A 10891-nucleotide genomic window follows, 5' to 3' on the forward strand; every position below is an offset into this window, starting at 1 on the left:
CAAATAGACAATATATACTATAAATCCGAAACGACACTCCCCTTCAAAGCCGACCTCTATCCTGAAAACGGTTTCCTGAAAGGGGGAAGCGCGGATAACATCGCCATGGAATACGGTCTGAAATTCCATATCGACTGGCTGAAAGGCCAGAAAACCGGTTTCTTTGTAGACCAGCGCGAGAACCGTTCACTGCTGGAACGCTATGCCAACGGCCGCAGTGTGCTGAACATGTTCTGCTATACCGGCGGTTTTTCGGTTTACGCCATGCGCGGCAATGCCACACTGGTACATTCCGTAGACAGCTCGGCCAAAGCCATCGACCTGACCAACAAGAATATCGAATTGAACTTTCCCGGCGACAACCGTCATGCAGCCTATGCAGAGGATGCCTTTAAGTACCTTGACCGCATGGGCGACCAATACGACCTTATCATTCTGGACCCGCCGGCATTTGCCAAGCACCGCGATGCCCTGCGCAACGCCCTGCAAGGCTATCGGAAACTCAACGTCAAAGCTTTCGAGAAAATCAAACCGGGAGGTATACTTTTCACATTCTCCTGTTCGCAGGCTGTCAGCAAAGAGAATTTCCGCACTGCCGTATTCACCGCCGCTGCCATGTCCGGCCGCAGCGTGCGCATCCTGCACCAGTTGACGCAGCCCGCCGACCACCCGGTAAGCATCTACCACCCCGAAGGCGAATACCTGAAAGGGCTTGTGCTATACGTGGAATAAGCAGGAACCGGCTTCTGTACAGGAAGGACAGAAAAAGCCCTTCATGTACTAAACATTGTTAATATACTAAAGAAAACAAGCAAAACATTATGTTTTATAACATAAATCCCTTTATCTTTGCACCGTGTTTTTCATGGTATTAGATTTAAGGTTAATAAAGATTGGCTGTCTGGGATAGATAGCCTTCTTTTTTTTATACCTCCCGCCTTCCCTTTTTTTGATGCTTTATACATCGCCTTTTCCGATAATTTGTCTACATTTGCGTTTTATTAATTAGTTCAACTTCGAAAGACACGTTAATTTATAGAAAGCATTATGAGCATCAAGATTCGCTTAATCATTATGAATTTCCTACAGTTTGCCGTGTGGGGAGCATACCTCACATCAATGGGCAGTTACCTGGTAAACGTAGGCCTGCACGAGCACATCGGTATGTTTTACGCCATGCAGGGAATCGTATCGTTGTTTATGCCTGCCGTTCTCGGCATCATTGCCGACCGCTGGATACCGGCACAAAAGCTGTTAAGCTTCAGTCACTTCACCGCAGCCCTGTTCATGGCCGCAGCCGGATACTACGGCATGACGAAAGGTGCTGAGGTAGATTTCGGTACTCTGTTCACACTTTACTCGCTAAGCGTTGCTTTCTATATGCCTACATTGGCATTGTCGAACTCCGTGGCCTACACCGCACTCGACAAAGCCGGACTGGATACCATCAGGACATTCCCTCCCATACGTATTTTCGGCACAATCGGATTCATTTGCTCCATGTGGGTGGTGGACCTGCTCGGACTGCAAAATAATTACGGGCAGTTCTTTGCCTGCGCCATCATCGGAGTAGCGTATGGCGTATATGCGCTGACCCTGCCGGAATGCCCCACCAGCAAGGGCGACAATGCCAAATCATTGGTAGAGGCACTGGGCTTACGCGCCTTTACGCTATTCAAGCAGAAGAAAATGGCTGTTTTCTTCATTTTCTCCATGCTGCTGGGCGTTTCCTTGCAGATTACCAACGGATTTGCCAATCCCTACATCAGCAGTTTCGGCAGTATTCCCGAATATGCCGGCACTTTCGGAGTGCAACATGCCAACATACTGATTTCGCTGTCGCAAATATCCGAAACACTCTGCATCCTGCTGATACCTTTCTTCCTGAAACGCTTCGGCATCAAGCAGGTGATGCTGATTGCCATGCTGGCATGGGTATTGCGCTTCGGGCTCTTCGGCATGGGCAATCCCGGAAGCGGCGTATGGATGTTTGTACTTTCCATGATTGTGTACGGTGTGGCATTCGATTTCTTCAACATATCCGGTTCGCTGTTTGTTGACAGAGAGACCGACCGGGGCATCCGTTCCAGCGCACAGGGACTGTTCGTTATCATGACAAACGGTTTCGGTGCCACTATCGGCACACTGGGTGCACAGGCGGTAGTGAATCACTTTGTAGATTTCAACAGCAATGTCCCGCAGATAGCGCAATGGCAATCGGCATGGTACGTATTTGCAATCTACGCGCTGACCGTAGCAGTGGTGTTTGCCATCGTATTCAAGTACAAACACCATCCGGAAGATTTAAAGTAACTACAGCCGATGAACAAAAAAAAGATTGAGCTGCAAGTATTGAATATCTCAAACAGCCAGGCACAGGCCGGCGCTTATGCCATGGTGCTGGGCGAGATAAACGGCATGCGGCAACTGCCGGTTATCATAGGCAGTGCCGAGGCACAATCCATGATGATTGAAATGAGAGGCATCGTTCCTCCCCGGCCGCTGACGCATACGCTGTTTGCCTCAGTTCTCAAGGTACTGGGGGCAACCTTGCTGCGCGTGCTTATTTACAAAGTGGACAACGGTGTTTTCTATTCTTACCTCTATATGAAAACGGAAGAGACCATCCTGCGCATCGACGCACGTACCAGCGATGCCGTGGCCCTCGCCTTGCGCATGGATGCCCCCATTTTCATATACGATGATATTTTAGAAGCCGAATGCCTGAAAACAGAGCACAGCATCACTCCCACCCAACAGACGGATGATGCCGCCGCAGATGCCGCTACACGGAAAAAGACCCTGAAACAATTAAAGGAAGCCCTTCAAAACGCCATAGACGCAGAAGACTACGAACGGGCTGCACAACTAAGGGATATTATCAACCAGCATAAGAAACCATAAACAATCATGCACGTATTCTACACCCCCGACATACAATCGCAAGCCGAACTGCCCGAAGAAGAAGCCGCTCACGCAGTCCGCGTACTGCGGCTGCAAACAGGCAACGAGGTAACGCTGACCGACGGCAAAGGCAACTTCTACCGTGCGGAAATCAGTACCGCCACGACCAAGCGTTGCCTTGTCAACATACTTGAAACCATCCCCCAAGCGCCTTTATGGAGCGGACACCTGCACATTGCAATGGCTCCCACCAAGAATATGGACCGCACGGAATGGTTTGCAGAGAAAGCCACCGAAATAGGCTTTGACGAACTGACTTTCCTGAACTGCCGTTTTTCCGAACGTAAAATAATCAAAACGGAGCGCATTGCCAAGATACTGGTATCCGCCATCAAGCAGTCGCTGAAAGCACGCCTGCCCCGCCTGAACGGAATGACCGACTTCAACCGGTTCATCAGCCAGCCTTTCGAAGGCCGTAAATTCATCGCGCATTGTTACGAAGGAGAAAAACCTTTATTGAAAGATGTTGTCCGTAAAGGAGAAGACGCGCTGGTGCTTATCGGACCGGAAGGCGACTTCAGTGAAGAAGAGGTGAAACAGGCCATTGAAAACGGATTCGAGCCCATCAGCCTCGGCCGTTCCCGACTGCGCACTGAAACGGCGGCACTCGTAGCCTGCCACATATTGAATCTACAAAACCAATAATACGATATGAGAAAGAGTATTTCCTTCTATTTGCTGCCGGTTTTATTAACAGTGCTATGCCTGAGCTCATGCAGCGAAACCGGGCAAAAAACAGAATACACGCATGTAATCCCCGCCAATGCCACAGAAGTGGCGGCACTCGACCTAAAAAGCATCGTCGATAAAGCCGGATTGAATACCTCAGACAGCCGGGCCACCTTGCAGAAGTTCCTGGGGCTGCTCCTTGAAGGCGGGAGCGCCAACCTGAAACAAGAAGCGGAAACTCTTCTGAAAGACCCTGCCGAAAGCGGGATAGACTGGAACGCCCCGCTCTACGTATTCGAAGCCCCTACGCTGCACAACACGGCAATCACCCTGAAAATTGCCGATTTAAAGAAGTTTGAAGCCATGCTCCGGCTGCTTGTCCAGGAACAGTTGTGCACCGCCCCGGTCGAGGCCGGCGGTTACCGGAGCGTTGAAATAAAAGACGCAGGAGTACTGCTTGCCTACAACGACGGCACTCTGCTGGGAGTTTACGGCGGCAGTACGGAACAGTTGAAGAAGCTGCAACCCGCCATCACCGCCCTCATGCAACAACCTGCCGACAAAAGCATCCGCACCGGCAAATACTTCGCCCCGATGATGCAGCAAAAAGGAGACATACGCCTGCTGGCAACTCCCGATGCCCTCCCCATGGACGTTCGCGGTGTACTGACCTGGCCGCACGGCACGCAACTGTTGGGTTATGTCCTGTTTGAAAACGGACGTATATACGCTACCCTGCAAAACGCCGATTTCAAAGGAAATACCAAAGAAAGCAACCAGCCTTTCCACCCTCAAAATTCGCGGGAGCTGCAACAGGCCATGCTGAACATGATGCACGGACGAGCCTTCAACATTTCATTGACCAGCAACGAATTGCTTACTTTAAGCAACCTGCGGGTGCTTATGGAATATGCTCCGAACGAACCGGAAGTCAACATCCTCTATCAACTGATTATGAAAATAGAAGAGCTGAACCTGCGGGGAGACAAGAACCGGACCAACTTTACGGTCGTTCTGAACGAAAAGAACGAGAACGCCCTGAAACAGCTTACCGACTTTGCCAAGTTGTTCATAGGGATGTAACCGGCAGCCGGCATTCAGCGATTCATATTCAGCACGCAATGCGTAATTTGTAAATCATAAGTAATGGACCACATTCATTTACAGCATACCCTGCCCCAGGTCTTTGCCGCCCGTGACACCGTCATTTCACAGGTGTGGCATCAGGACATCGTGTTCGACAAAGGAAAGCGCTATCTGATAGAGGCTTCCTCCGGCACCGGAAAATCCTCCTTGTGCAGCTATATCTACGGGTATCGGCGCGACTATCAGGGCATCATCAGTTTCGACGGACGCAACATCCGCTCATTCTCCGTCGGCGAATGGGCAGATGTAAGGAAACATTCGCTCAGCATCCTTTTCCAGGAACTGCGTATCTTCCCCGAGCTGACCGCCCTTGAGAACGTCTTGTTAAAGAACCGCCTGACCAACCATAAGAAGAAAAAAGAAATTCTCGCCCTTTTCGAAGCAACCGGCATTCCCGACAAAACCGACGAAAGAGCCGGCAAGCTTTCCTTCGGGCAGCAGCAACGCGTCGCTTTTATCCGCAGCCTTTGCCAGCCGTTCGACTTTATCTTCCTGGACGAACCCATCAGCCACCTGGACAACGACAACAGTGCCATAATGAGCCGGTTGCTCATGGAAGAGGCGGGCAAGCAGGGAGCAGGCATTATTGTCACATCCATCGGGAAGCACCTGGAGCTCGAATACGATGAAACCTTCCGCCTATAACGCATAAACCATTATCCGCACCATGAACAGACTTGTTTGGAAACTTCTCCGCCAACATATCAGTATAGGCCAGTTGACCGGCTTTTTCCTCGCCAACCTCTTCGGCATGCTGATTGTATTACTGAGCGTACAATTCTACCGGGATGTACTCCCCGTTTTCACGCAGGGAGACAGCTTCATGAAAAAGAATTATATCATCGCCACAAAGAAAATCAGCGCACTCGGCAGTTTTACCGGAAGAAGCAACACCTTCTCCCCCAAGGAAATCGAAGAGATGAAAGAACAGTCTTTCACCGAAAGCGTGGGCGCCTTCACCCCTTCCTTGTTTAAAGTATCCGCAGGCTTAGGCATGCAGGAAGCCGGAATACATCTTTCCACCGAAATGTTTTTCGAGTCCGTACCCGACGAATATGTAGATGTCAGCCTGGATAACTGGCATTTTGACGAGTCCGCCCAAGTCATTCCCATCATCATTCCCCGCAATTACCTGAATCTGTATAACTTCGGATTTGCACAAAGCCGTAACCTGCCGAAACTCTCCGAAGGCCTCATGAGCCTGATACAGATGGACATCATGCTACGGGGCAACGGACGTGCAGAGCAGTTCAAAGGTAAGATTGTAGGGTTCTCCAACCGCCTGAATACAATTCTTGTTCCCCAGGCATTCATGGACTGGGCAAACCAACGTTTCGCCCCCGGCAAAGAAGCCCGGCCTTCCCGCCTCATCGTCGAGGTAAAGAATCCTGCCGACACAGCCGTCAGCGACTATTTCCAACAGCAGCACTATGAACCCGAAGGCGACGGACTGGATGCCGGAAAAACGACGCATTTCCTGCGCCTCATCACCGGTATCGTCATGGGAGTAGGATTATTCATCAGCATTTTATCCTTTTATATCCTGATGTTAAGCATCTTCCTGCTGTTGCAAAAGAATACCGTAAAATTGGAAAATCTGCTTCTGATAGGCTATAGCCCCAATCGTGTGGCGCTTCCCTACAATATCCTGACCTGCGGCTTGAATCTGGCGGTACTGGTATTGTCTGTCGGCGGAGTGGCATGGGTGCGCAGTTACTATACGGAAATTATCGGCACGCTCTTTCCGCAATTGGAGACGGGGACACTGCTCCCATGCTGGACAGCAGGTTGCCTGCTATGCCTCGCAGTATCTTCATTGAATATTGTAATGATACGTAGAAAAATCATGAGTATTTGGAAAGGAAGATAAGCGGACCGGTGACTTATATTGCAGGTGCAGCTATCTCTCAGGCTCCACAAAGTACGTATCAAAGCAGACTGAAAGCAAGCAATCCCCTCTTGTTTTGAGATTTATCCCTCGTGTCCACCCCTGAAACAACCGGGAATAATCAGAAAACAAACCGTTGAAAACCCCGCTTTCCCTCATGGATTTTATGCCTTTGCAAGGTGTAAAACTTCGTTTTGCAGTTGCGGGCCGAAGAGCCTGCATATGCGGGCCCGACAGCCCGCAACCGGCAACCGCCGGGCCTGCAACTGCAAAACGGGGTTTTACCATAAGCATAACGACATTTTGCAGGGTCCGGACAAACAAAAACAACGAAGCAAAGCGCTGTTTATCTTCCGGCTTTCCCCGAACAGCCCGTGGAGAATATCCGAATTTATACGCAAGAATTACAGTGGAATTACGGGACTTATGCAGGACAATACGCTGGACGACCTCAATCTGCCGATGGAAAAAGGTATTTTAACAATATTGGAATAAGGAACGTACAAGACGTTTTTAAAGCTGTTAATCAATGCATTACTAAATAAAAAGCAACGGAATGTAGCCCAAAAGCGGTGACGACCGATGTTTGGTCGTCACGGTTATAAGGTGTCTTATAACCGTACAACTCCCATATAATCAGCTAATTGAAGTCAAAAGTGACGAGTGATGACAAATGTACCATTATTTGCCGGTTGAGCTTGGGTTATTTTACGCTTACATTGCTAATGAATTCATTTGTCACTGCCTCTTTCAAATCGCGCATCTTCTCTCCGCCGCGTTCTTTACGGCTACGGAAAATATCTACTTCGTTTTGAAAAGGAATACGCACAACCTGCCTCGCACACTCAATAATCAAGAACTTTTTAGCATCCTTTCTGCTTTCAAACCGATATTACCGGGGCGGCGGTTCATTCCGTATTTTTTGGGAAAGATAACTGTTTCAACTGTTAAAACAGTTTGTCTATTCCATTTTTTCTGCAAGGAACAATAAAGATGGCTGCCGTTACGGGAACTTTGTAATCCAGCGTAACTTTGACAGCCTCATCCAAAGGTTGTCCCAATACCACTCATTCCGTCTTTTCCAGAACAGCATAAGGAAAGTATAGAGCAAAAAAAAGGAGTACCGCTGTACTCCAACCTTTGTTAACCTTAAATCTAATACTATGAAAAACACATTGCAAAGATACGGACATTTGCTAAATCTGCAAATTATCCAAAGGAAAAGATATGTTTTATAACACCTTTTAAGAAGAAGGACGTTTTTTTTACTTCCTTTTTCAGATATACGCTTTAAATGTAAAGAGAAATTATATCCTCACAGAATAAAATGAACCGGTTCTTTTTATCTACCCGCAAATTGCATTATCTTTGTAAACGAATTACAAATACTTAGTATATGCCTGACTATGATTTAATCGCCATATTAGGCCCTACAGCATCCGGCAAAACTCCATTTGCCGCCGCGTTGGCAGCAGAACTCAATACGGAAATCATCAGTGCCGACTCCCGGCAAATATACCGGAGCATGGATCTCGGTACAGGAAAAGACCTGGCCGACTACATTGTAAACGGCAGACAAGTACCTTACCACCTTATTGATATAGCCGACCCGGGATATAAATACAATGTATTTGAATACCAACGCGATTTCCTAACCGCCTATGAAAGCATTAAACAAAAAGGCTGCCTGCCCATTGTATGCGGCGGAACGGGAATGTATTTGGAATCCGTACTCAAGGGATACAAACTACTGCCTGTACCCGAGAATCCGGAATTGCGCAACCGCCTGGCCAATAAATCACTGGAAGAGCTTACCGAAATATTGCAAACCTATAAGAGCCTGCACAATACAACGGATGTAGATACCGTGAAACGGGCCATCCGCGCCATTGAAATCGAAGAATATTATGCTCATACTCCGATAGACGCGCGCTCATTTCCACAACTGAACAGTCTCATCATCGGCGTAGACATAGACCGGGAACTTCGGCGTGAGAAAATTACCCGTCGCCTGCGCCAACGATTGGACGAAGGAATGGTAGATGAAGTACGCCGGTTGATAGATTCAGGCATTTGTCCCGACGACCTCATTTACTACGGACTGGAATACAAGTATCTGACACTTTACGTCATTGGCAAGCTGACCTATGATGAAATGTTCAGCCAACTGGAAATAGCCATCCACCAATTTGCCAAACGCCAGATGACCTGGTTCCGGGGGATGGAAAGACGAGGCTTTACTATCCATTGGATGGACGCCCGGTGGCCCATGGAAGAAAAGATAGCTTTTGTAAAGTCAAAACTCAAAGAGATTTAGTATCTTTGACGGCAACACCGCTTAAGCGGCAGATTTATGAAAATGTTGGACCGATTGAAAGAAACGGATATATGAGTGTAGAACCCGATAAATGGGGCGTAATCTATAACCCCAAAGCCGGAACGCGCAAAGTGCAGAAACGGTGGAAAGAGATTAAAGCATATATGGACAGCAAAGGCGTGTCTTACGATTATGTGCAGTCCGAAGGGTTCGGCTCCGTAGAACGTCTGGCAGGCATACTTGCCAACAACGGTTACCGCACCATTGTCGTTGTAGGAGGTGACGGTGCACTGAACGATGCAATCAACGGCATAATGCTTTCCAACGCGGAAGATAAAGAGAACATCGCTATCGGCATTATCCCCAATGGCATCGGCAATGACTTTGCCAAATATTGGGAAATGAGTTCGGAATACAAGGAAGCCGTAGATTGTATCATAAATAACCGTCGCCGTAAAATAGATGTCGGCACATGTTATTACTATGACGGCCAAAAACACATGACCCGCTATTTCCTGAATGCCATCAATATCGGTCTTGGAGCCCGCATTGTAAAAATCACCGACCAATGCAAGCGCTTCTGGGGGGTAAAGTTCCTTTCTTATTTTATGGCATTCATCTCCTTGATTTTTGAACGGAAGTTATATCGTATGCACCTTAAAATAAACGGCGAGCATATACGCGGGCGCATTATGACGGTGTGCATAGGCAGTGCATGGGGATACGGACAGGCACCCAGTGCAGTACCTTACAATGGCTGGCTGGATGTATCGGTTATCTACCGCCCCGAACTGTTGCAACTCTTTTCGGGAATATGGATGTTGATGGAAGGACGGATTCTAAACCATAAAGTGGTAAAACCCTACCGTACCCAAAAGATAAAGGTGTTACGTGCACAAAATGCTTCCGTCGATTTGGACGGACGTATCCTCGACCGGCATTTTCCATTGGACATTGGTGTGCTGCACGAAGCGATAACATTGATTATACCCAACTGAGATATGAACTTTTCATAGCTCGTAATCCATAACTCATAATTCAAAAAAACGTATGATTGAACTGAAAAATAATCCTGCCGGAAACTTCTTTCTGCTGGCAGGTCCTTGTGTTATTGAAGGAGAAGACATGGCAATGCGCATTGCCGAACGCGTAGTAGCTATTACCGACAAACTGCAGATTCCTTACGTATTCAAAGGCTCGTACCGTAAAGCCAACCGCTCGCGTCTGGACTCTTTCATGGGTATAGGTGACGAAAAAGCCCTGAAAATCCTAAAAAAAGTGCACGACACATTCGGAGTACCCACCGTAACAGACATCCATGCCGCCGAAGAAGCTGCCATGGCAGCCGAATATGTAGATATTCTGCAAATCCCTGCTTTCCTTTGCAGACAAACCGACCTGCTGGTAGCCGCAGCCAAGACCGGCAAGACCGTCAATATAAAGAAAGGACAGTTCCTCTCTCCGCTTGCCATGCAATTCGCAGCAGACAAGGTGGTGGAAGCCGGCAATAAGAACGTGATGATTACCGAACGCGGGACAACCTTCGGCTATCAAGACCTCGTAGTAGACTATCGCGGAATACCGGAAATGCAAACCTTCGGCTTCCCCGTCATACTGGACGTCACCCACTCCCTGCAACAACCCAACCAAACCAGCGGCGTTACAGGCGGTATGCCTCAACTGATTGAAACCATAGCAAAGGCAGGCATCGCAGTAGGCGCAGACGGTTTGTTCATCGAAACACACGAAAATCCCGCCGTAGCCAAAAGTGACGGTGCCAATATGCTGAAACTGGATTTACTGGAAGGACTTTTAACCAGATTAGTACGTATCCGGGAAGCAATCAAATAAAAAAACAAGACTCTTTTGTGATTTATTATTTATCACTTCGACAGATAAGGCAAAAA

The 10891-nt window shown here is 48.2% G+C and carries 12 protein-coding genes; 11 read left to right on the forward strand and 1 reads right to left on the reverse strand.

Going from position 1 to position 10891, the window contains the following annotated elements:
• The 8 genes from AB5903_RS06075 to AB5903_RS06110 all read left to right on the forward strand — a co-directional run.
• Positions 1-732, forward strand: a 732-nt coding sequence (locus AB5903_RS06075) for a class I SAM-dependent rRNA methyltransferase (protein ID WP_368117688.1), incomplete at its 5' end; no start/stop codon positions are given.
• 315 nt (positions 733-1047) lie between these two features.
• Positions 1048-2313 (forward strand): MFS transporter, encoded by a 1266-nt coding sequence (locus tag AB5903_RS06080; protein ID WP_016661490.1) that lies wholly within the window; start codon positions 1048-1050, stop codon positions 2311-2313.
• 9 nt (positions 2314-2322) lie between these two features.
• Entirely contained in the window at positions 2323-2904 is a 582-nt protein-coding gene (locus tag AB5903_RS06085) for a bifunctional nuclease family protein (protein ID WP_005657856.1), read from the forward strand.
• Positions 2905-2910: 6 nt separating this feature from the next.
• Positions 2911-3609, forward strand: coding sequence for a 16S rRNA (uracil(1498)-N(3))-methyltransferase (locus tag AB5903_RS06090; protein WP_272710876.1), 699 nt, complete (start codon positions 2911-2913; stop codon positions 3607-3609).
• A 6-nt stretch (positions 3610-3615) separates the two neighbouring features.
• Positions 3616-4716, forward strand: a complete 1101-nt coding sequence (locus AB5903_RS06095) for a DUF4836 family protein (protein WP_016661492.1) — start codon at positions 3616-3618, stop codon at positions 4714-4716.
• 63 nt (positions 4717-4779) lie between these two features.
• Positions 4780-5424, forward strand: a complete 645-nt coding sequence (locus tag AB5903_RS06100; RefSeq protein ID WP_005657862.1) for an ATP-binding cassette domain-containing protein — start codon at positions 4780-4782, stop codon at positions 5422-5424.
• A gap of 22 nt (positions 5425-5446) precedes the next feature.
• Entirely contained in the window at positions 5447-6649 is a 1203-nt protein-coding gene (locus AB5903_RS06105) for a hypothetical protein (RefSeq protein WP_005657863.1), read from the forward strand.
• Positions 6650-6889: 240 nt separating this feature from the next.
• A complete protein-coding gene (locus tag AB5903_RS06110) occupies positions 6890-7162 on the forward strand; it encodes a hypothetical protein (RefSeq protein ID WP_005657865.1) in 273 nt (90 codons plus the stop codon).
• A gap of 208 nt (positions 7163-7370) precedes the next feature.
• Here AB5903_RS06110 and AB5903_RS06115 read toward each other — a convergent pair whose 3' ends face one another.
• The gene (locus AB5903_RS06115) at positions 7371-7523 is read right to left on the reverse strand and encodes a hypothetical protein (protein ID WP_155817349.1); all 153 of its coding nucleotides are present in this window, start codon (positions 7521-7523) and stop codon (positions 7371-7373) included.
• Positions 7524-8063: 540 nt separating this feature from the next.
• On the opposite strand from AB5903_RS06115, the gene miaA reads away from it, so the two are divergent.
• The 3 genes from miaA to kdsA all read left to right on the forward strand — a co-directional run bounded on the left by miaA (position 8064) and on the right by kdsA (position 10835).
• Positions 8064-8984, forward strand: coding sequence for a tRNA (adenosine(37)-N6)-dimethylallyltransferase MiaA (gene miaA, locus AB5903_RS06120; RefSeq protein ID WP_005657872.1), 921 nt, complete (start codon positions 8064-8066; stop codon positions 8982-8984).
• A gap of 71 nt (positions 8985-9055) precedes the next feature.
• Positions 9056-9982, forward strand: a complete 927-nt coding sequence (locus tag AB5903_RS06125; RefSeq protein WP_005657874.1) for a diacylglycerol kinase family protein — start codon at positions 9056-9058, stop codon at positions 9980-9982.
• Positions 9983-10034: 52 nt separating this feature from the next.
• Positions 10035-10835: a 3-deoxy-8-phosphooctulonate synthase gene (gene kdsA, locus AB5903_RS06130; protein WP_016661493.1), complete on the forward strand. Its 801-nt coding sequence runs from the start codon at positions 10035-10037 to the stop codon at positions 10833-10835.
• Positions 10836-10891: the final 56 nt, after the last annotated feature.

It is taken from the genome of Bacteroides sp. 2201st1_D9_2201SCRN_220225, from assembly GCF_040928965.1.
Classification (GTDB): domain Bacteria; phylum Bacteroidota; class Bacteroidia; order Bacteroidales; family Bacteroidaceae; genus Bacteroides; species Bacteroides stercoris.